Annotated in this window: 17 protein-coding genes; 11 read left to right on the top strand and 6 right to left on the bottom strand. The window is 74.3% G+C overall.

Annotation, left to right across the window (positions count from 1 at the left end; translation table 11 throughout):
- The first annotated feature begins 46 nt into the window (after window positions 1–46).
- From rpmF to DDW44_RS06185, 9 genes are all read left to right on the top strand, one after another.
- Window positions 47–217: a 50S ribosomal protein L32 gene (rpmF, locus tag DDW44_RS06225; protein WP_017945049.1), complete on the top strand. Its 171-nt coding sequence runs from the start codon at window positions 47–49 to the stop codon at window positions 215–217.
- 430 nt (window positions 218–647) lie between these two features.
- On the top strand, window positions 648–1562 hold the full coding sequence (locus DDW44_RS06220) for a permease (protein ID WP_108905798.1): 915 nt from the start codon (window positions 648–650) through the stop codon (window positions 1560–1562).
- Complete coding sequence (locus tag DDW44_RS06215; protein ID WP_108905797.1) at window positions 1559–2314, top strand: TIGR03943 family putative permease subunit; 756 nt, start codon at window positions 1559–1561, stop codon at window positions 2312–2314. The genes DDW44_RS06220 and DDW44_RS06215 overlap by 4 nt, the downstream gene beginning before the upstream one ends.
- A 139-nt stretch (window positions 2315–2453) precedes the next feature.
- Window positions 2454–3389: a metal ABC transporter solute-binding protein, Zn/Mn family gene (locus DDW44_RS06210; RefSeq protein ID WP_108905796.1), complete on the top strand. Its 936-nt coding sequence runs from the start codon at window positions 2454–2456 to the stop codon at window positions 3387–3389.
- A 156-nt stretch (window positions 3390–3545) separates the two neighbouring features.
- Window positions 3546–4430: a metal ABC transporter ATP-binding protein gene (locus tag DDW44_RS06205; protein WP_108905795.1), complete on the top strand. Its 885-nt coding sequence runs from the start codon at window positions 3546–3548 to the stop codon at window positions 4428–4430.
- Between the two features lie 8 nt (window positions 4431–4438).
- Window positions 4439–5350 (top strand): metal ABC transporter permease, encoded by a 912-nt coding sequence (locus tag DDW44_RS06200; RefSeq protein WP_208648036.1) that lies wholly within the window; start codon window positions 4439–4441, stop codon window positions 5348–5350.
- A gap of 197 nt (window positions 5351–5547) precedes the next feature.
- Entirely contained in the window at window positions 5548–5859 is a 312-nt protein-coding gene (locus DDW44_RS06195) for a DUF1490 family protein (RefSeq protein ID WP_017945055.1), read from the top strand.
- 2 nt (window positions 5860–5861) lie between these two features.
- The gene (locus tag DDW44_RS06190) at window positions 5862–8045 is read left to right on the top strand and encodes a heavy metal translocating P-type ATPase (RefSeq protein WP_017945056.1); all 2184 of its coding nucleotides are present in this window, start codon (window positions 5862–5864) and stop codon (window positions 8043–8045) included.
- Window positions 8046–9762: 1717 nt separating this feature from the next.
- On the top strand, window positions 9763–11118 hold the full coding sequence (locus DDW44_RS06185; protein WP_108905793.1) for a flavin monoamine oxidase family protein: 1356 nt from the start codon (window positions 9763–9765) through the stop codon (window positions 11116–11118).
- A gap of 206 nt (window positions 11119–11324) precedes the next feature.
- Here DDW44_RS06185 and DDW44_RS06180 read toward each other — a convergent pair whose 3' ends face one another.
- Window positions 11325–11504, bottom strand: coding sequence for a CsbD family protein (locus DDW44_RS06180; RefSeq protein WP_017945058.1), 180 nt, complete (start codon window positions 11502–11504; stop codon window positions 11325–11327).
- A 315-nt stretch (window positions 11505–11819) separates the two neighbouring features.
- On the opposite strand from DDW44_RS06180, the gene DDW44_RS06175 reads away from it, so the two are divergent.
- A complete protein-coding gene (locus DDW44_RS06175) occupies window positions 11820–12560 on the top strand; it encodes an SDR family oxidoreductase (RefSeq protein WP_108905792.1) in 741 nt (246 codons plus the stop codon).
- 195 nt (window positions 12561–12755) lie between these two features.
- The gene (locus DDW44_RS06170; protein WP_108905791.1) at window positions 12756–14015 is read left to right on the top strand and encodes an MFS transporter; all 1260 of its coding nucleotides are present in this window, start codon (window positions 12756–12758) and stop codon (window positions 14013–14015) included.
- Window positions 14016–14303: 288 nt separating this feature from the next.
- Here DDW44_RS06170 and DDW44_RS06165 read toward each other — a convergent pair whose 3' ends face one another.
- The 5 genes from DDW44_RS06165 to DDW44_RS06145 all read right to left on the bottom strand — a co-directional run bounded on the left by DDW44_RS06165 (window position 14304) and on the right by DDW44_RS06145 (window position 19461).
- A complete protein-coding gene (locus DDW44_RS06165) occupies window positions 14304–15605 on the bottom strand; it encodes a S8 family peptidase (protein WP_108905790.1) in 1302 nt (433 codons plus the stop codon).
- 213 nt (window positions 15606–15818) lie between these two features.
- Window positions 15819–16064: a hypothetical protein gene (locus DDW44_RS06160; RefSeq protein WP_018889910.1), complete on the bottom strand. Its 246-nt coding sequence runs from the start codon at window positions 16062–16064 to the stop codon at window positions 15819–15821.
- Complete coding sequence (locus DDW44_RS06155) at window positions 16048–16299, bottom strand: DUF6400 family protein (RefSeq protein ID WP_018889909.1); 252 nt, start codon at window positions 16297–16299, stop codon at window positions 16048–16050. The genes DDW44_RS06160 and DDW44_RS06155 overlap by 17 nt, the downstream gene beginning before the upstream one ends.
- A 281-nt stretch (window positions 16300–16580) precedes the next feature.
- Window positions 16581–17939 (bottom strand): carboxyl transferase domain-containing protein, encoded by a 1359-nt coding sequence (locus DDW44_RS06150; protein WP_108905789.1) that lies wholly within the window; start codon window positions 17937–17939, stop codon window positions 16581–16583.
- Window positions 17932–19461 carry an acyl-CoA synthetase gene (locus DDW44_RS06145; RefSeq protein ID WP_279634798.1) on the bottom strand — a complete coding sequence of 510 codons (1530 nt, stop codon included), beginning with the start codon at window positions 19459–19461 and terminating at the stop codon, window positions 17932–17934. Before DDW44_RS06145 ends, DDW44_RS06150 begins: the two co-directional genes overlap by 8 nt.
- Window positions 19462–19703: the final 242 nt, after the last annotated feature.

Below are 19703 nucleotides of genomic sequence, written 5' to 3'. Positions count from 1 at the left end.
ACTCTGCGCCAGAGTTCGCACCGTCGTCCGGAGAGGGCCCGATCCCATGGCCGTTCCCAAGCGGAAGATGTCCCGCAGCAACACCCGTCACCGCCGCGCCCAGTGGAAGGCCACCACATCGCAGCTCGTGCCGGTCACGGTGGACGGAGTGACCTATCTGGTGCCGCAGCGGCTGGTCAAGGCCTACGAGCGCGGTCTGCTGCGCCCCAAGGGCTGACGGCACGGCCGAACGGCCACCCGCACGCGTACGGACCCGGACACGCGCCGATCGCCTGCCACGCGGGTGCATGCTCCGGGTCGGGCGGTGGTCGCAGCCACGGCACCGCCCGACCCGGCCGAGGTCCCCTGCCGGTTCGCCCGGCCGGCCCACTCCGGGCGGCGCCGGCCGATCTCGGGGAGGGCGCGTCCACCGCTATGGTGATGCCGCTCCGGGACGGGCCGGAGCCGGCGTGAACGAACCAGGGGGATCGGTGCAGGACCAGCCGAACACGTCGACGCGGCCGGGAACGCAGCCGGGTAGACCACCGGGAACGCGGCCGGGTGCCGGCCCGGGAACGCCGCCGAAGTCGGGTCCCGGGACGGCCGCGGAATCCGGCCGTCCCGCCCCGGCGCCCGTCCTCGCCGCCGGCGCCGCATCGGTACTGGCGGTGGTCGGGCTCGCCTGGGCGGCGGGGGCGGCTCAGTGGCTGACCCACCCCGGCTTCCGGGCCTGGCAGACGATCTGCGTGGCCGTCACGGTGCAGGCCCTGCCGTTCCTGATCCTGGGCACACTGGTCTCCGGTGCGGTCAACGCCTTCGTACCGGCGCGCGTGTTCAGCAGGGCGCTGCCGCGCAGACCCGCCCTGGCGGTGCCGGTGGCGAGCGCGGCCGGGGTGGTGCTGCCGGGCTGTGAGTGCGCCTCGGTGCCCGTGGCGGGGAGCCTGATCCGGCGGGGCGTGACACCGGCAGCCGCCTTCGCGTTCCTGCTGTCCGCGCCCGCCGTCAACCCGATCGTGCTGGCCTCGACCGCCGTCGCCTTCCCCGGCCGCCCGGAGATGGTGGCCGCCCGGCTCGTCGCCTCACTGGCCGTCTCGGCGGCGATGGGCTGGCTGTGGCTGAGGTTCGGCCGCGCGGAGTGGCTGCGCATGCCGTCCCGGCACACCGGCCACCGCCACGGCCACAGCCGGTGGGAGGAGTTCCGGCTCGGCTTCCAGCACGACTTCCTGCACGCCGGCGGGTTCCTCGTGCTCGGTGCCATGGCCGCCGCGACGTTCAACGTCGCCGTGCCGAGGTCCGTGCTGGACACCTTCGCCGGATCCCCCTGGCTGTCGGTGCTGTTCCTCGCCGGACTCGCGATCGTCCTCGCCGTCTGCTCGGAGGCCGACGCCTTCGTCGCCGCCTCGCTCACCGGCTTCTCGCCCACGGCACGGCTGGCCTTCATGGTGGTCGGCCCCATGGTCGACGTGAAACTGATCGCCCTGCAGGCGGGGACGTTCGGCCGGGCGTTCGCCCTGCGCTTCTCCGCGGCCACGGCGGTCGTCGCCGTCGCGGCCAGCGCCATCACCGGGTGGTGGCTGCTGTGAGACGCCCGCTCCAGGCCGTGCTGCTCGTCCTCCTCGGAGCCGGGGTCCTCCGGGTGTCCCTCTTCAGCGACATCGGCCTGCGCTATGTGAAGCAAGGACTGCAGCCCTACCTCGTCGCCTCCGGGATCGCGCTGTGCGCCCTGGGGGCGATCGGCGCCCTGCGCGACGGGCTGCCCTTCCCCGCACGCCGTCCGGGGCGGGACGCCGGTCACGAGGACCCGGAGCCGGTCCACGGGCACGACCACACCCGCGGACCGCGGGTCGCCTGGCTGCTCCTGCCACCCGCCCTCGCCCTGCTGCTGTACGCCCCTCCTGCGCTGGGCTCCTACACCGCCGCGCGGGACAGCCCGCAGCTCGTCGCGGAGTACGAGAGCTTCGACACGCTCCCGGCCCGCGGGCCCGTCCCGCTCTCCCTCACCGAGTTCATCGCCAGGGTGCAGCAGGAGGAGCAGCAGAGTCTCCTGGGCCGCACCGTCGTCCTGCAGGGGTTCGTCACACCGGGCGAGGACGGCACCTGGGACCTGACCCGCCTCCTGATCGCCTGCTGTGCGGCCGACGCGCAGTCGCTGGCCGTCACCGTGCACGGCGTGACGGCACCGCCCGCCGACACCTGGGTGAGGGTGACCGGCACCTGGCACCCGGGCGGCGCCCTGGGCAGCACGTCGGCGGCCCTCGCGCTCGACGCCATCGCGGTCGACAGGATCCCGGAGCCGCCCCTCCCCTACGTCGACCGACCTCCCGCCGCCGGCTGAGCGCCACCGTCCGCCGGCGGATCTCCGCGAGGCGGACAGCCGGGCGGCGGATCTCCGCGTGAGGTGGAGGCCGAGGCACGGCGGTGCGATGATTCAAGTGATAACCGTTTCGGTTTCGCCTTCGGCTCGGAGGACGCAGATGGGCGTCTCCTCAGGCCGTTTCCCGGCCCTGCTGACCGTCGCCGCGCTGGTGCTCGCGCCCGGATGCGGCAGCTCCTCGGGTGCCGGCCCGGGCGAGGCCGCACCGCACGGGGACGCGAACCCCGCCATCCCGGTCGTCGCCTCGACCAACGTCTACGGGGACATCGTCCGGCAGATCGGCGGGGACAGGGTCACCGTCGTCTCGATCATCAGCGACCCCGCGCAGGATCCGCATTCGTACGAGGCGAGCACCCGGAACCAGCTGGAACTGTCCCGGGCGAAGGTCGTCGTCGAGAACGGCGGCGGCTACGACGACTTCGTCGGAAAGATGCTGCGCGGCGCGCGGAACTCCGACGCGGAGGTCGTCAACGCCGTCGACGTCTCGGGCAAGGCCCCGGCACGGGGCGGGGAGTTCAACGAGCATGTCTGGTACGACCTCCCCGCCATGGGGAAGCTGGCGGACCGGATCGCGGACGCCCTGGCCGCGGCCGACCCCGCGGACGCCGACGTCTTCCGGAAGAACGCCGTGACGTTCAAGGAGCGGCTGACACCGCTGCTGGACGCCGAACGGCGCATCAGCACGGACCACGGCGGCACGGCGGTGGCGGTCACCGAACCCGTACCGCTCTACCTGGTCGAAGCGAGCGGGTTGCGGAACCTGACGCCCGCCGACTTCAGCGAGGCGATCGAGGAAGGCGACGACGTCTCCCCGAGGACCCTGCGGCAGACGCTCGACCTGTTCACGGACAAGCGGGTGCGGGCGCTCGTGCACAACGAGCAGACCTCCGGCCCCCAGACGGAGAAGACCGAGCAGGCCGCCCGGGCCCACGGCATCCCCGTGGTTCCCGTCACCGAGACCCTTCCCCCGGGGGAGGACTACATCAGCTGGATGACCGCCAACATCGACGCTCTCAGGAAAGCGCTGGACACATAGCTCTGGAGGAGAGACCGCTGGACCCGCAGCCCTGAGGAGAGCTCCGGAAAGGTCGGCTCTCAGGAGAGCACCGGACACGCGGTTCTCAGGGGACCACGTGCACGCAGCTCTCAGGAGAGCACCGGACACACAGGCAGACGAGCAGCCGGACACGTCATGGACCGTACCGAGGCCATCGCACCGCTTTCCCGGCCGGGCAGTGCCGCCGGCGGGGACGCCGAGCCGGGCAGGCCGGTGATCCGCCTGCGGGACGCCGCACTGGCGTACGGCGACCGCGTGCTCTGGCGCGGCCTGGATCTCGACGTGCGGCCCGGGGAGTTCCTCGCGGTGCTGGGCCCGAACGGATCGGGAAAGACCAGCCTGCTGCGGGTGATCCTCGGCCGGCAGCAGCTCACCGCGGGCTCACTCACGGTCCTCGGCCGGGCCCCCCGGCGAGGCGGCAGGCACATCGGCTACGTCCCCCAGCAGAATTCCCTGCCCGCGCAGGCCACGCTGCGCGCACGCGACCTGGTGCGGCTCGGTATGGACGGGCACCGCTGGGGGGTGCCGGCCTCTCCCCGGTCGATCCGCCACCGCGTCGACGAGGTGCTGGACTCGGTCGGCGCGACGCCCTTCGCGGACGTTCCCGTCGGCAGGCTGTCCGGCGGTGAGCAGCAGCGCGTCCGTATCGCGCAGGCGCTCGCCGCCGATCCGCGGATCATGCTCTGCGACGAGCCCCTGCTCTCCCTCGATCCGCAGTACCAGCGCACGGTCACCGACCTGGTGGACCGGCGGCGCCGATCCGCCGGCACCGCCGTCGTCTTCGTGACCCACGAGATCAATCCCGTCCTGGGACTGGTCGACCGGGTCCTGTACCTGGCCCGGGGCGGTTTCCGGGTCGGGACGGCGGACGAGGTGATGACCTCGTCCACCCTCTCCCGGCTGTACGGGACACGGATCGACGTCGTCCGCGCCCGTGACCGCATCGTCGTCGTCGGGGCGCCCGACGGGCCCTCCGAGCACGGTCACGCCGACGGGCCGAACGGGGGAGGCCGTCCGTGACGGGCGGCATGCTGCCCGCCGACGGAAACGGCCCCGGTGTCCGGCAGCGGATCTTCGACTTCGAGGACTACGGCGAGCTGCTCGGCCTGGCCCACAACTCGCTGCTGGCCGGGGTGCTGCTCGGCCTGGTCGGCGGCCTGGCCGGGGTCTTCGTGATCAGGCGGGACCTGCCGTTCGCGGTGCACGGCATCAGCGAGCTGTCGTTCGCCGGCGGCGCGGCGGCGCTGCTGCTGGGCCTGAACGTCGTGGCCGGGTCCATCGTGGGGTCCCTGCTGGCGGCGGCGGTCATCGGCGTACTGGGGGTCCGGGCACGGGACCGCAACTCCGTCATCGGCGTGGTCATGCCGTTCGGCCTCGGCCTCGGGGTGCTCTTCCTCTCGCTCTACCAGGGGCGGGCGGCGAACAAGTTCGGCCTGCTGACCGGCCAGATCATCGCCGTCGACACCCCCCGGATGTCCTGGCTCCTCACCACCTCGCTGGTGGTGCTGGTCGCTCTCGCGGTCGTCTGGAGACCACTGACCTTCGCCAGCGTCGACCCGGAGGTCGCCGCGGCACGCGGGGTGCCCGTGCGCGCCCTGTCCCTGGTGTTCATGCTGGTGCTCGGCCTGGCCGTCGCCCTGTGCGTGCAGATCGTCGGGGCGCTGCTGGTGCTGTCGCTCCTCGTCACGCCCGCGGCTGCCGCCGCGCGGGTCACGGCCTCGACCACCCTGCTCCCCGTTCTCAGCGTCGTCTTCGCGCTCGTCTCGATGGAGGGCGGGATTCTGCTCGCCCTCGGCAGCACGGTCCCCATCAGCCCCTACGTCACCACCATCTCCTTCACGATCTACCTGGTCTGCAGGCTGGCGACGGCGAGGCGGGACGCCCGGAGTCCCCGGGATATGCGCCCCTCCGCACCGCGACGGGCCGCGACACCGGTCTGAACGGCTCCTCCCCGGCACCTCCGGCCCTCGGCTCGCCCGGTCCGGCCGGGCGGGCGCAGACTTGAGGAGAGGTGTCGTTCGGTAGTTCGACAGTTCGGCAGTGCGGTAGTTCGGCAGTCTCGAAGGGACGGAATCGACTGAGTGCACTGAGTGGACTGAAGAAACGGCAGGGACGGCAAGGACGGAAGGAGCACCTCATGCACCCCCTCGCTCTCGCCGGCGCCGCGGCCGGCCGTCTGGCCCATTACGCGATCTCCGGAGTGGTGGGCGGCCTGATCATCCGCGGGGCCACGAAGCGTCTCCCCGACGGCACTTCAGCGGCCCGCAAGGCGCTCGTCGGAGGCATCGCGAGCGGCATCGTCGCGGGCCGGTGGCTGGCGTCGGCGACCGAGGAAGCCCGGCTCAAGGCCGGCGACATGGTCGCGGAGGCCCGGACCACGCTCGGCGAGGAGGCCCCGCCGCCGTCCGCCGTCAAGGTCGAGGCGGACGCTCACGGACACGAGCACTGACCATGCCCGCCGTGGTCGTCCGCTCCGTCGCCGCGGGCCGCGCCCGGCTGACCGTGCCCTGGGTACGGGACCGCCCGGGCAGCGCCGGAACGGTCGACGAGCGCCTCACCGGCATCGACGGGTTCCGTGCGCTGCGGATCTTCCCCCGCACCGGGAGCGTCGTCATCTGGATGGCGCCGGACCTCCTGGACGTCGACCGTCTGGTTGCCGCGCTGGACGACGCCCCGCCCTCCTCCGCGCCCGCCAGGCCCACCCGCTCCACGCCCGACTCCTCCACCGGCGAGGTCGCCAGGCTCGTCGTCGGGGGCGCGGTCCTCGCGCTCGTGGCACTGCGCCGCCTGCTGGGCCGGCCCCGCTTCGCCTTCGGCTCCCCGGGACTCCTCGGCGCGGTCACGGTCTTCACCGGCCTGCCCTTCTTCCGGGGGGCCCTGCGCTCCCTGCGCGGCCGCACCCATCCGGGAACGGACTCCCTGGTCACGGCGGCGACGGTGATCTCGCTGGTGCTGCGGGAGAACGTGGTCGCCCTCACCGTGCTGTGGCTGCTGAACATCGGCGAGTTCCTCCAGACCCTGACGCTCCGCCGCACCCGGCGGGCGATCGAGGAACTGCTCACCATCGGCGAGGAGCGCGTCTGGCTCGTCCGGGAGGGCGTCGAGGTCGAGGTGGCGCTCGACGACGTCGAGCCGGACGACGTCGTGGCCGTGTACGAACACCACCGGATCCCGGTCGACGGGCACGTCGTCTCCGGCGACGCACTCGTCGACCAGGCCGCGATCACCGGTGAGGCACTGCCCGTCTACGCCCGGGAAGGCACCCACGTCTACGCCGGCACGATCGTCACCTCCGGCTCGCTCACCGTCCGGGCGAGCCTGGTCGGGCGGGACACCACGGTCGGCCGGATCATCAGCCGGGTCGAGGAGGCCCAGTCCGACCGGGCACCCATCCAGACCGTGGCCGCCCGCTTCACCCGCCGATTCGTCCCCGTCTCGTTCGCTCTCGCGGCGCTGACCTACGCCGTCACCCGCGACGCCCGCCGCGCGATGACCATGCTCCTGATCGCCTGCCCCTGCGCCGCCGGCCTCGCCACCCCGACCGCGATCAGCGCCGCCATCGGCAACGGGGCACGCCGCGGCACCCTCATCAAGGGCGGCACCCACCTGGAGGGCGTCGGCCGGGTCACGGCGGTCGTCTTCGACAAGACGGGCACGCTGACCTTCGGGCGCCCCCTGGTCACCAGCGTGGTGACGCTCAGCGACAGGTTCACCGCCGACGAGGTGATGAGCCTGGCCGCCTCCGGTGAGCTGCACGCCCGTCACCCGCTCGCCCAGGCCATCGTCGCCCGTACCGAGGAGCAGCACCTCCACATCCCCATCCACCAGGCCTGCGAGGTCGTCCTCGGCATGGGTATGCGAGCCGAACTGGACGGCACCAGGCTGCTGGTCGGCAGCCCGGCCCTGCTCCGCCGGCACGGGGTCCGGCTGACCGACGAGGCCCAGGGATGGACGGAGCAGCTCCGGCGCGGCGGGGAGACGGTCATCTGCATCGCCCACGACGAGGACCTGATCGGCATGCTCGGTGTCTCCGACGCCGTACGCTCCGGTGCCGAGACGGTCATCCGGCAGCTGAGGGACCTCGGTGTCTCCCGTGTGGTGCTCCTCACCGGCGACGCACCGGAGACCGCACAGGTCGTCGCCGACGCCCTCGGCATCACGGAGGTCCACGCCCACGCGCTCCCCGAGGGCAAACTCCAGCTGATCCGCGACCTGCAGAGCGAAGGGCACACCGTCGCCATGGTCGGGGACGGCACCAACGACGCCCCCGCGCTCGCCCTGGCCGACGTCGGCATCAGCATGGGCGAGCACTCCTCCCATGTGGCCCTCGAGACCGCCGACATCGCCCTGGCCGGAAACGACCTGCGCCAGGTGGCCGCCGTCGTCGAACTCAGCCGCCACACCCTGCGCGTCGTACGGCAGAACTACGGCCTCGCCATCGGCGTCAACCTCGCCGGACTGCTGGCGAGCGCGGGAGGCTCCGTCAACCCGGTCCTCGCCGCGCTGCTCCACAACACCAGCAGCATCGCGGTCGTCGGCAACTCCGCCCGGCTGGTCAACCACACCCCTCATCTGCCGCGTATGGCCGACGACGAACTGAGGGCGGCGCCTCTGGAGGACCGTCGTGTGAGGTGATGCCTCGGCACGGGAGTACGGGAGTACGGGAGTACGCGGGCGGGCACGGGGGCACGCGGGCGCGGGAGTACGGGGGCAGGCGACGGCCGCCGGCACGCCACCGGTCCACGGGACGGCGCGTCTGCCGGGCGGTCATCTCCCGGTGAGCGCGGCACCGCCGAGGGAGTCCGGGGGCGCCGGGAACGGCAGCCGCGCCCCCAGCGCCTTGGTCACCGGCGGCTCCGTGGCGCTGGGCGTGGGACTGCCCGTGGGTGACGGGCTCGTACTGCCGCCGGGGCTCGGCGAAGCGGGCGCCGTCGGTGAGGGCGACGGAACCGGGCGGCCGCCCGTGGAGGGGCGGGCGCTCGGCGCGGCGGTCCCCGGCGGCGATCCGGTGTCGGGGCCGGGCTCCGAGGTCCGGGCTGCCGGGGGAGACGCCGGGGTCGCGGGAGCCGGGGCAGCGGGGGGAGCGGGGGGACGGGGCGTGGCACGAGGGCCCGTGGGAAGAGCTCCGTCGCGTTCGCGGGCGGCACCCCGTGCCGGATGCGTGGTCGCACGCTCCGGTGAGGGGGAGGCCCCCGGCGGCGTGGCGCCCTGCTCCGGAGGCTCGTCGGAGGACGCCGGCTCCGGGTCCGGTGCGGCCTGCTGGAGGCCGGCGGAGCCGTCGGCCAGCAGGGAGGACGTGCCCAGGCCGCCGAGTACGGCGATGGCGGCCGTGGCGACGGCCCGGACGCCATAGGTCTTCCACCGCCACGACCGGGGGCGTTGGGCCGGGGCCGCCGGAGCGGGCGCGGAGGACGCGGGGGCCGGGGCCGGGTCGACCGGGGTGGGGGCCGGCGCCCTGTCCCCGGGGGTGTGGGCCTGAGCGGGGGCGTCGCTCGTCCCGGTCGTCCCGGTCGACTCGGTGGTTCCGGCGGTCATCGTGATCCCGCTGATCCCGCTGATCCCGCTGATCCCGGTCGTTCCGGTCGTTCCGGTCGGCCGCTCCGGGTACGGGGCCGCCGGAGCGAGGATCTGGGGCACATGAGCCGTGGCCGGCGCGGCGGCCGGGAGGGAGTCCGGGGACCCGCCGGGTGCCGCCTTCCCGTCCGGGCCGGTCCCCGGCATGGCCGGGAAGGCCACCGGAAGTCCGGCCGTGGCCGCCATCGCCGAGTCGTACGCTCCGCATTCGGGGCAGGTCACCGCGCCGTTGAGGGGGCGGTGACAGGGTGCGCAGTAGTCCATGGGCGCGACCGCTCAGTAGGGGAGCCGCGGGCGGGCGGCCGGTTCCGCCGAGCACGCCGAGCTCGCTGAACCCGCCGAGCACGTCGAACGCGCTGAACCCGCCGAGCTCGCTGAACGCGCTGAAGGCTCCGGATGTGCCGAGCGCGCTGGACGCGCCGGGCGGCGTACCCCGGGTGCGGGGCGGAGCCGGGTGCGGTGCGGAAGGGACCTGGGCATGTGCGGACCTCGCTCACTCACCGGTCTGGACGGGGCACCGGTTACCGGGGTCAACGACGGCCCCGGAGCGGTCGTTCAAAAGGCCGCGGAAACGTGGCACAGCTAACGTGCCGCCCGATGTGGGCCGTTGACGGTCCCGTCCCGGCCGGGTGGCCTGTGCCGGTGCGGGGCCCGGACCGCGCGGACCCGCGCCCGGCGGGGCCGCGGGTCGCCCGTACGGCCCCAACCGCCCCACGGGTGGTTCACCCACCGAGCGCCGTGGCGCCGTCCGGGCGAGGCTGCACCGTGGAGGTGCGTCATGGAGCAGACGACGGCGGACGTGTGCGTGGTCGGTGCCGGATTCGCGGGTCTTGCGGCCGCGCGCAACCTGGCGCAGGCGGGCCGGGAGGTGATCGTGCTCGAGGCCCGGGACCGCGTGGGCGGGCGGGTGTGGAACCGGGAGCTGCCCGACGGCACCGTCGTCTCCGCGGGCGGCACCTGGCTCGGGGACGGCCAGGCGAGGATGTTCCGGCTCGCCCGGGAGTACGGGCTCCGGGCGTATCCGCAGTACGACGACGGCGACCACGTGCTGCGCCTCGACGGTGCCGACCGCCGCTACCGGGGGACCGTGCCCAAGCTCAACCCGGCGGCGCTCGCCTCGCTGGGGCTGGCCTTCACACGGCTGAACGCGATGGCCCGGCGGCTGCCCGCGGATGCCCCCTGGCTGGCCCGGAACGCGCGGGCGCTCGACACCCGCACGCTCGGGCAGTGGCTCGCCGATCCGCTCAACGTTCCCTCCGGTACGGCGTACACCGTGCTGAAGGCGACGATGAGCCTGCTGTTCTGCACCGATCCCGCCGAGGTCTCGCTGCTGGGCGCGCTCGTCCTGGCCCGGGGCGGCGGCGGGTTCGACTACTACACCGACAGCGGCAGGACCGAGACGCACCTCCTCGACGGCGGGACCCCGGAGCTCGCCCGGCGCATGGCCGAGGAACTGGGCGACGCCGTACGCCTGGCCAGTCCGGTCCGGCGGATCGTCCAGAACGGCAACGACGCCGAGGTGCGCACGGACGCGCTGAGGGTACGGGCGCGCCGGGTGATCGTGGCAGTGCCGCCGGTCCTGGCCGGGCGCATCCAGTTCGAACCGGCGCCGCCGCCCGCCGTCGTCCACCTGCGGCAGCGGATGACGCCCGGGCAGATCATCCGCGTCCACACCTCCTACCCCGAGCCGTTCTGGCGCGGCCTGCGGCTTTCCGGGCAGTCGCTCGCCCCCTGCTCGGCAGTCCCGGTCACCATCGACCAGACACCGCCCGGGGGCCGCCCGGGCGTGCTGAGCAGCTACGCCTTCGGGCCCGTGGCCGTGCGGCTCGGCCGGCTGGAGCCCAAGGAGCGCCGGGACGTGTGGCTGCGTGCGCTCGCGGAGCGGTTCGGCCCGGAGGCGCTGCACCCCCTCGGCTACCTGGAGACCGACTGGTCCGCGGAGACCTGGTCGGCGGGCGGGATGATCGGGCACTTCCCGCCCGGGGCCCTGACGAGCTACGGCAGCGCCCTGCGCGAGCCGGTCGGCCGGATCCACTGGGCCGGTTCGGAGACCGCGACACAGATGCACGGGCTGATGGAGGGCGCGGTGCGCTCGGGCGAGCGTGCGGCCCGGGAGGTCCTGGCCCTGAACTGACGTCACCGGTCTCGCACCCGGGAACGGGTCTCCTAGGACCTCCGACCCGGGAACGGATCTCCGACCCGGGAACGGATCCCGTGCCCGGGGAACCGAGGTCGTGCACGCGAACCGGCATCGGCGCAACACGGGCTCCGGTGCGCGCACCGCGGTGCGGCGGGCCCGCGCCGGTGCACGGCCCGCCTCCGCACCGGCGGCCGGACGCGTCAGTGGTGCCTGGTGTGCTTGCGTACCTGGTCGGCCGCCTTCTCCGCCATCTCCTGCGCCTTGCCGCGCAGCATGTCGTTCCGGCCCGAGCGCCGCATGGACTTGTCGCCCATGGTCTTGCCCAGGGTCTCCTTCAGCTTGCCCTTGATCTGCCGCGCCTTGGCGTTGTGCTTGCTCATCAGGATCGGTGTCCTCTCGGGTCCGTGGTGCGTACACACACCGGTTAACCCCGCGCCTGTTCACCCTGCGCCTACCCGGGTTGCCCCGCAACCTGCACGCCCGCACACCCGCAGTCCCGCACGTCTGCACGTCTGCACCTCCGCACGTCGCCCCCCGCGCACCGGGCGCACCCGCACACCGTCCCCGGCGCACGGGCCACCGCCGCGTACCCGCGTACCCGCACACCCGCGCCCCTGACCGGTCCCGCCTGTGATGAAGTGGCTCCCGAACACCCCGCGGATCGCGCGCGGGCAGGAGCGAGTACGGGAGGCGCCATGGCACGTCCGGTCACCGTCGTCACGGGCGGCAGTCGGGGCATCGGCGCGGCGACCTGCGTCCGGCTGGCCGCCGACGGGCACGACCTGGCCCTGGGGTACGTCAGCAACGCCGCGGCCGCCGAGGAGGTCGCGCGGGCCGTGCGCGCCGCCGGAGGACGCTGTGTCGCGGTGCGGGTGGACACCGCCGACGAGGCCGCGGTGGAGCGGCTGTTCGACATCGCGGCGGCGGAACTGGGCACCGTGACCGGCCTGGTCAACAACGCCGGCGTCACCGGCCCGCTCGGGCGGCTCGCCGACGCCCGCACCGAGGACCTGCGCCGGGTCGTCGACGTCAACCTGCTGGGCTGTCTGCTGTGCTGCAGGCGAGCCGCCCGCGACATGGCCGCCGGCGGTTCCGGCGCCATCGTCAACATCTCCTCGGCGGCCGCCACGCTCGGCGCCCCCGGGGAGTACGTCCACTACGCGGCGGCGAAGGCGGCGATCGACGCCCTGACCGTGGGGCTGGCCAAGGAACTCGGACCGCAGGGCGTCCGTGTGAACGCCGTCGCCCCCGGCACCGTGAACACCGACATACACGCCGCCATGGGAGATCCCGACCGGCCGGCCAAGGTGGCCGCGGTGACCCCGCTCGGCCGGCCCGGGGAACCGGCCGAGATCGCCGGTGCCGTCTCCTGGCTGCTCTCGGACGACGCCTCCTTCACGACGGGCACGGTCCTCAGGGTCTCCGGGGGGCGCTGAGTTCTCCCCGGGCGGAGCCGAGGGCCTTCGCACCCGCCCCCGGCGATCTCGACGGGCCCCCGCACGCGGCCCCCCCCGGCGATCCCGACGGGTCTCCGCACTCGTCCCGCCCGGGGACGGTAAGGGGCTCGCCGGGATGCGTCCATATACTTCCGCCATGCCGCCGATAGCCGCCCTCCGTACGACGCACCTCGTATGACCGCCACCGGCACTCCCGCCCGCGGACCCCGCGTCCTCGCCGACCTCACACCGCTGCGCGTCTCCGCCGACTACCGGCGGCTCTGGTTCGGCAACACGGTCTCCTGGATCGGCCAGGGCATGACCACCCTGGCGATCTCGCTCCAGGTGTACGACATCACGCACTCGACCTTCTCCGTCGGTCTCGTCGGCCTCTTCTCGCTCGTCCCGCTGATCGTCTTCGGCCTGTACGGAGGCGCCGTCGCCGACACCGTGGACCGGCGCGCGCTCGGGCTCTGGAGCGCGGCCGGTTCGGCCGGTCTCTCGGCCGTGCTCGCCGCCGCCGCGTTCGCGGGCCTCCACCACGTCTGGTTCCTGTACGGCGTGGTCGCCCTCCAGGCGGTGTGCGCCGCGCTCAACTCGCCCGCCCGCAGCGCGATGATCCCCAGGCTGCTGCCGCCCGAGCAGCTGCCCGCCGCCAACGCCCTCTCCTCCATGACGATGACGTCCGGCATGCTGCTCGGCCCGATGCTGGGCGGCCTGATCGTCGGCCAAGGCGGCTATCAGGCCGCGTACGTCGTCGACTGCGTCGCGTTCGGGGCCGCGCTGTACGCGATGTGGCGGCTGCCCTCGATGCTGCCCGACCGCGACGGGGCGAAGGGCGGGCGGGCGTCCGTGCTCGACGGGCTGCGCTTCCTCGCCACCCGGCCCAACATCCGCATGACCTTCTTCTCCGACTTCTGCGCGATGATCCTCGCCCATCCGCGGGCGCTGTTCCCCGCGGTGGCCGGGCTCTGGTACGGCGGGGACGCGCGGACGACGGGTCTGCTCGTGGCGGCGCCGGCCGTCGGCGCGCTGCTGGGCGGGGTGTTCTCCGGATGGCAGGGGCGCATACGGCGGCACGGGGTGGCGATCCTGCTGGCCGTCGCCGCGTGGGGCACCGCGATAGCCGTGTTCGGCCTGACCAGGAACCTCTGGCTCGGGTTGCTCTTCCTCGCGCTCGCCGGATGTGCCGACACGGTGTCCATGGTCTTCCGCAACACCATGCTGCAGACGGCCGCGCCGGACGAGATGCGCGGTCGCCTGCAGGGGGTGTTCATCGTCGTGGTGGCGGGAGGCCCCCGCCTCGGCGACTTCCTCGCCGGCTCGGTCGCGGATCTCACCTCGCCCACGGTCGCGGTCACCGGCGGCGGGATCGCCTGCGTCCTGGCGATCGGTCTGCTCGCCCTGGGCGGCCGCGGCTTCGTACGGTACGACGCCCGGCGGCCGGCGCCGTGAGTCCGCGTCAGTCCGGTGACCGTGACCGTGCCCGTGCCCGTGCCCGTGCCCTCGCGCCCCACCCCGCCCCGCCCCGCCGAGTCCGCCTCACCGCACGGCGATGACCCCGCACCGACGCACCGCGATGACCCCGCACCGCGATGACCCCGCACCGCGATGACGCCGCGGCGCCCGGGGGCCGTGCCGAGGCGGGCAACCTCGGCACGGCCCCCGGGCGCCGTACGACCTGTCCGCCAGGGCCTCCGGTCCGGGTACCGCCGGAGGCCGTACGCACCCCGCCCGGCGGGGTCAGAAGGAATCGAGCCGCAGCAACGGTTCCTTGATGCCGTCACCGTCCTCCGACGGCCACGTCCAGTCCATGCCGCCGGCCGCCACCAGCGCCTCCTTGACCTCGGCGGGGGAGGCGTCGGGGTGGGTGGCCCGGTACAGGGCCGCCCCGCCCGCCACGTGCGGCGCGGCCATGGAGGTGCCGGACAGGGTGGAGTAGCCGCCGTTCGCTGAGGTGGATCTGATGCACACGCCGGGGGCGATCAGGTCCACATCACGGCCGTAGTTGGAGAAGTCGGCGAAGGTGTCGTCCCGGTCCGCGCGGCACGTGGAGCCGCCGAGGCCGCCCGGTACGCCGTCGAAGTCGGCCAGTGCGCTGACCGTGATCACTTCGTCGTAGGCGGCCGGGACGAAACCGGCGGCGTCCGCGTGGTCGTTGCCCGCCGCGACCGCGTAGGTGACCCCCTTCGCCACCGAGTTGCAGATCGCCCGGTGCATGGCGTCGCTGCCGGTCCTGCCGCAGTCGCCGTCGTCCTTGCCCGCGCCGCCCAGGCTCATGTTGACGACGTCGATCTCGTCGGCGTGCTCGGTGACGTGGTCGATGCCGCAGATGACGTTCGAGGTGCTGCCGGAGCCGAACGGGCTGAGCACCTGTACCGGCCAGAGCCGTACTCCCGGGGCCACGCCGACCACTCCGGTGCCGTTGTCGAGGGCGCCGATCGTGCCGGCCACGTGCGTGCCGTGACCGTGCCGGTCCACGGGCGGCAGGATCGGGAGCCAGCAGTTCTTGCCCCCGGCCTCGTACACGTTCAGATCGGGGTGGCCCGCGTCGATACCGGTGTCGATCACCGCCACGTCGGCGTCCACCCGGGTGTCGTTCCCGTCGATCGCTGCGGTCGGGCTCAGGTCGGCCTCCGCCCGGTCCACCCCGGTCGGCACCGACTGGGCGGCGATCGCCACCGGACGGTCCGGCTCCACGGACCGGACTCCGGGCTCGTCCGCGAGGGTGGCCGCCGTGGACGCGGTCATCGAGGCCGCGTAGCCGTGCAGGGCGTGCCGGTAGACGTGCAGCACCGTGGCGCCCATGGACGCCGCCCGCACGACGGCCGAGTCCACGGCCGCCTCGGCGCTGCCGGCGGCGGGGGCGTCCTGGAGCGTCACGATGTACCGGCCGGTGGTCTCACCGGAGGCCTGGTCGAGGGTCTGGCCGGGAGTCTGACCGGGGGTCTGGCCGGGTCGGGCGGACGGGCCGGTGGCCGCGGCAGCCGCCGGAGCGGCCGCGAGTGCGAGGACGAGTAGCGCAGCGCCGAAGATCTTGGGCATCCCAGACCCTTCTTGAGGAACCGACGGAGGCCGACCGGACCTCGCCGGTCTTCTTCCGCAACGTCGATGTGTTCGGCGCCTACAGCTAGCAGTTCCGGGATGGCCGGGCGGTCCGACATCCGGGCGGTCACCGGATTGCTGACGATCCGTCATCCATATAGCTGCGTCATATGCCTGGGACGTTCGCGGACGAGGTCCGGGACGGCTGCGCTTTCAGCAGGACGGCGGGTCGCCCGCCGGGCGCGTCGCGCGGCGGCGGGTGTCGACCGACCACATATGGGTGCAGCCGGGGCACTGCAGATGGACCACCGCGCCCTGGTTGGAGATCAGATAGCGCCAGTGCTGCACGCAGTTGCGCCGGTCCGCGCAGGCGGCGCAGTCGCGCGCGTCGTCGCAGGCGGGGCAGGGCAGCCAGGCGCGGCGGGCGATGTCGGCCTGCGGGTCAATGGGAAGGCGCACGGCCCGGACCTCCCTCCGGAAGGACACCGGCGGCGACGAGCATGTCGTAGGTCCGCCGCTGCCCGGCGTCGAGGCCGGAGTAGAGGAGCGCGTACGCGGCCTGCTCGCCCTCCAGCGCGGCCACCGGGTCCCAGTCCGGTCCCAGGGCGGCCACCACCTCGGCCCGGCGCCGGGCCTCCTCGAAGGTCAGGTCGATCTCGAACGGCGTGAGGTCGGGCGAACGGTCCTGGTCCATGAGTGACACTTCCGGTGGTGCTGCGGTGCGGTTCCCGTACGGGCCGACTGCCACGTCTACCAGAGGGCCGCGCCGCGAGGGAAGGCTTGCCTAAGTTGCTGTGACGCACCTCATGGGCCCGGCCGGCCCCGCCCGCCCCACCTGCCAGGCGGACCACCCCACCTGCCGGGTGGACCACCCCACGTGCCGCGCGGACCATCCCATGTGCCGCGCGGACCGCCCCACCTGCCGGGCGGACCGTCCCGGCGTACGGAGCGCCGGGGCGGTACCCGCCGCGAGGATCACTCGGCCCGCGCCACGATCCCCCGTACCACCCCGAGCTCCACCAGGTCCCGCGGCCGCAGCCGGAGCTGGTCCGCCGTGGCCGGTGTCTCGGAGGGGTCGCGCTTGAGGATCGCCGCGGCGAGCTCGGGCGCGATGACCGAGAAGTAGCTGTCGGGGGTGACCCAGGTGTTGCCCGGGGCGGCCAGCGCCAGCGCCCCGCCGGAACCGCCCTCGCCGATCACCAGGGTCGTCACCGGGACGCGCACCGACGCCACCGCCGCGAAGACGTCGGCGATGGCCGCGCCAGCCCCGGCCCGTTCGGCCTCGGCGTCGTTCGCGGCACCGGGCGTGTCCACGAGGGTGAGCACCGGGATCCCCAGCCGGTCGGCGAGCCGGATGAGCCGGGCCGCTGTACGGTAGCCGGCGGGCCGGGTCGCGGTCCCGGCCTGCGCCGCGTACGCCACCACCCGCCCCTTCCGCAGCCCGAAACCGCAGATCATCCCCGGGTCCGAACCACCGCACCGGTCGCCGTGGAGATCCGCCCGCTCGTCGAACCAGGCGTCGAGATACGCACCCGCGCGGGGCCGGTGCGGCGCCCGCGCCCGGCGCACCGCCTCCCAGCCGGTGGCCGCCGTACCGTAGGCGCCGTCGAGAGCCGCCGGCGGCGGGACGGGCGCGCCGCCCGGCACCGGCTGCACGGTGCCGCCCGTCAGCAGCCGCAGCCACAGCGACAGCGCCGGGCGCAGCCGGTCCCGGGGAACGATCGCGTCGACGTGCCCCGCGGCCAGCTGGCCCTCGGCCGTGTACGCCGACGGGTCGGCGTCCGGCGGCCTGACCCGCGAACCGGCGAAGCCGACCTGCGCTCCCGGCAGCGCGAGCACCACGTCCGCGCCTGCCCCGAGGGTGGCCCAGCCGCCGCCGGTGGTGGGGTCGCGCAGCACCGCGAGCTGCGGCAGACCGGCCGCGCGGATCAGCGCCGAGGCCCGCGCCACCCGCTGGAGCTGGCCGAGGGCGACCATGCCCTCCTGCATCCGGCTGCCGCCCGTGGCGACCAGCGACACCAGGGGCAGCCGGGCGGCGCGGGCATGGGCGTACGCCTCCTCCAGCAGGTCCCCGGCCCGTTGCCCCAGCGATCCGCCGAGGAACCGGAACTCGAACGACACCAGCACCGCGCGCAGTCCGCCGATGTCCGCCGTCCCCCACACGACGGACTCCCTCTCGCCGGTCCGCGCCGCGGCCCGGGCCCGTGCCCGCGCGTACCCGGCCCACCGGAGCGGCCCGTCGCCGGAGGTGTCCTCGGCCGTCGCCGGCGGGCGCTCCTCGAAGACGTCCGCGACCAGGGCCACCGCCTCGCGTGCCGTCAGGGCGTCAGCCATGGGGGAGCGACCGCTTCATGATCTTGCCCATGTCGTTGCGGGGCAGCGCGTCCAGGAACCGGACCGTCCGCGGGCGCTTGTGCGGGGCGAGCTGGGACGCGACATGGCCGGCCAGTTCGTCCCCGGACGGCGGGCGGGCCGGGTCGGCGGGCACCACCCACGCCACCACCCGCTCGCCCAGGTCGTCGTCCGGTTCGCCGGTCACCGCGGCCTCCCGCACCTGCGGGTGCTCCAGCAGGGCGTTCTCGATCTCGCCCGCACCGATCTTGTAGCCGCCGCTCTTGATCAGGTCCGTGGCCTTGCGGCCCACGATCCGCACCTGCCCGTCCGGGGCCCGCACCGCCATGTCGCCGGTGCGGAACCAGTCGCCGTCGAACGCCGCCGCGGTCGCGTCCGGCCGGTTCAGATAGCCGGTGAACAGGTTCGGCCCCCGGACCTGGATCTCGCCGACCGTCTCCCCGTCCAGCGCCGTGATCTCCGTCCCGTCCTCCTCCACCAGCCGCAGCTCCACCCCCGGAAGCGGCAGGCCCACCGATCCGGGACACGGCTCGCCGTCCACCCGGACGCTCGTGTTCATCAGCGTCTCGGTCATCCCGTACCGCTCGACGACCCGCCGGCCCGTCGCGGCGAAGAGCCGTTCGTGGTCGTGCACGGGCAGCGCCGCCGAGCCGGACACCAGCAGCCGGGCGCCCGCGAGGGACTTCGCCAGCTCCGGGTCGCCGTCCACCGCCTCCGCCAGCCGGTGGTACATCGTCGGCACCCCGAACAGCATCGTCGCCCCGGTGCCGAGCTCCCGCCCCACGCCCTCGGCCGAGAACCGCCCGAGGTGCCGCACCGCGCCGCCCCGCCGCAGCGGGCCGAGAACGCCCAGGATCAGCCCGTGCACATGGAACAGCGGCAGCGCCTGGACGAGGACGTCGTCGCCGGTCCACTCCCACGCATCCGCCAGGGCGTCGAGAGTGGCCGCGATCGCCCGGCGCGGCAGCACCGCGCCCTTGGGCGGCCCGGTGGTCCCCGAGGTGTAGACGATCAACGCGGCGGTCTCCGGGCCCGGCTCGGCGGGCAGGGCCCGGACGCCGGGCCCCGGCGCTTCCCCGGGTCCCGACACGCCCCCGGGTCCCGCCGCCTCGATGTCGATCCGCTCCAGGGCGGCCAGTACGGGCGGCAGTTCGTCGTCCGGACCGGCCAGCACCAGGTGCGGGGCGCTGTCCCGGATGATGTGGGCCAGTTCCCGCTCTCCCGTGCGCGGGTTGAGCGGTACGGCGGGCACCCCCGCGAACAGCGCGGCCACCGCGCCGACGGCCGTCTCCAGCGTGGGTGTTGCCCACACCGCGACCCGGCCCGCCCCGGAGATCCGTTCCGCCACCGCCCCGGCGGCGCAGGCCAGCGCGCCGTACGTCAGCTCCCGGTCGCCGAAGCGCAGCGCGGGCCGGTGCCGTACGTCGCCGTCTGTGCCGTGCGGGTCGTGCGTGCCGTGGGCGGCCCGCGCGGCCGCCGCCAGGGCGGGGAAGAGAGCACTCACCGGTCGTCCTCCTCACATCGCTTCCGCACGCGCCGGTTCGCGGGCGCCCGCGGTCCCGCCATTCTCCCCACAGCGACCTACCCGTGCGTAACAAGGCCCGGGTCCCGGACCGCCGGGTGCGGGCCGGCAGGCCCGAGTCCTCCCGCACCACCCGAACGTGGTTCGTTGGCATATGGCGCGGCGGCACGTGGCTTTTGGGCACGGGGCCTGGCGGCACCACGCCTGCCGGTGGGGGCGAGCGG

This window comes from Streptomyces tirandamycinicus (assembly GCF_003097515.1).
GTDB classification, from domain to species: Bacteria; Actinomycetota; Actinomycetes; order Streptomycetales; family Streptomycetaceae; genus Streptomyces; species Streptomyces tirandamycinicus.
Note: the sequence above shows the minus strand (reverse complement) of the source record. Positions and strands in the feature narration are given on the sequence as shown.

What these genes read in the sequence shown, in the direction of transcription:
- rpmF (WP_017945049.1), top strand. Translation starts at nt 47, where the DNA reads ATGGCCGTTCCCAAGCGGAAGATGTCCCGCAGCAACACCCGTCACCGC.
- DDW44_RS06210 (WP_108905796.1), top strand. Translation starts at nt 2,454, where the DNA reads ATGGGCGTCTCCTCAGGCCGTTTCCCGGCCCTGCTGACCGTCGCCGCG.
- DDW44_RS06205 (WP_108905795.1), top strand. Translation starts at nt 3,546, where the DNA reads ATGGACCGTACCGAGGCCATCGCACCGCTTTCCCGGCCGGGCAGTGCC.
- DDW44_RS06200 (WP_208648036.1), top strand. Translation starts at nt 4,439, where the DNA reads ATGCTGCCCGCCGACGGAAACGGCCCCGGTGTCCGGCAGCGGATCTTC.
- DDW44_RS06195 (WP_017945055.1), top strand. Translation starts at nt 5,548, where the DNA reads ATGCACCCCCTCGCTCTCGCCGGCGCCGCGGCCGGCCGTCTGGCCCAT.
- DDW44_RS06190 (WP_017945056.1), top strand. Translation starts at nt 5,862, where the DNA reads ATGCCCGCCGTGGTCGTCCGCTCCGTCGCCGCGGGCCGCGCCCGGCTG.
- DDW44_RS06185 (WP_108905793.1), top strand. Translation starts at nt 9,763, where the DNA reads ATGGAGCAGACGACGGCGGACGTGTGCGTGGTCGGTGCCGGATTCGCG.
- DDW44_RS06180 (WP_017945058.1), bottom strand. Translation starts at nt 11,504, where the DNA reads ATGAGCAAGCACAACGCCAAGGCGCGGCAGATCAAGGGCAAGCTGAAG.
- DDW44_RS06175 (WP_108905792.1), top strand. Translation starts at nt 11,820, where the DNA reads ATGGCACGTCCGGTCACCGTCGTCACGGGCGGCAGTCGGGGCATCGGC.
- DDW44_RS06170 (WP_108905791.1), top strand. Translation starts at nt 12,756, where the DNA reads ATGACCGCCACCGGCACTCCCGCCCGCGGACCCCGCGTCCTCGCCGAC.
- DDW44_RS06165 (WP_108905790.1), bottom strand. Translation starts at nt 15,605, where the DNA reads ATGCCCAAGATCTTCGGCGCTGCGCTACTCGTCCTCGCACTCGCGGCC.
- DDW44_RS06155 (WP_018889909.1), bottom strand. Translation starts at nt 16,299, where the DNA reads ATGGACCAGGACCGTTCGCCCGACCTCACGCCGTTCGAGATCGACCTG.
- DDW44_RS06150 (WP_108905789.1), bottom strand. Translation starts at nt 17,939, where the DNA reads ATGGCTGACGCCCTGACGGCACGCGAGGCGGTGGCCCTGGTCGCGGAC.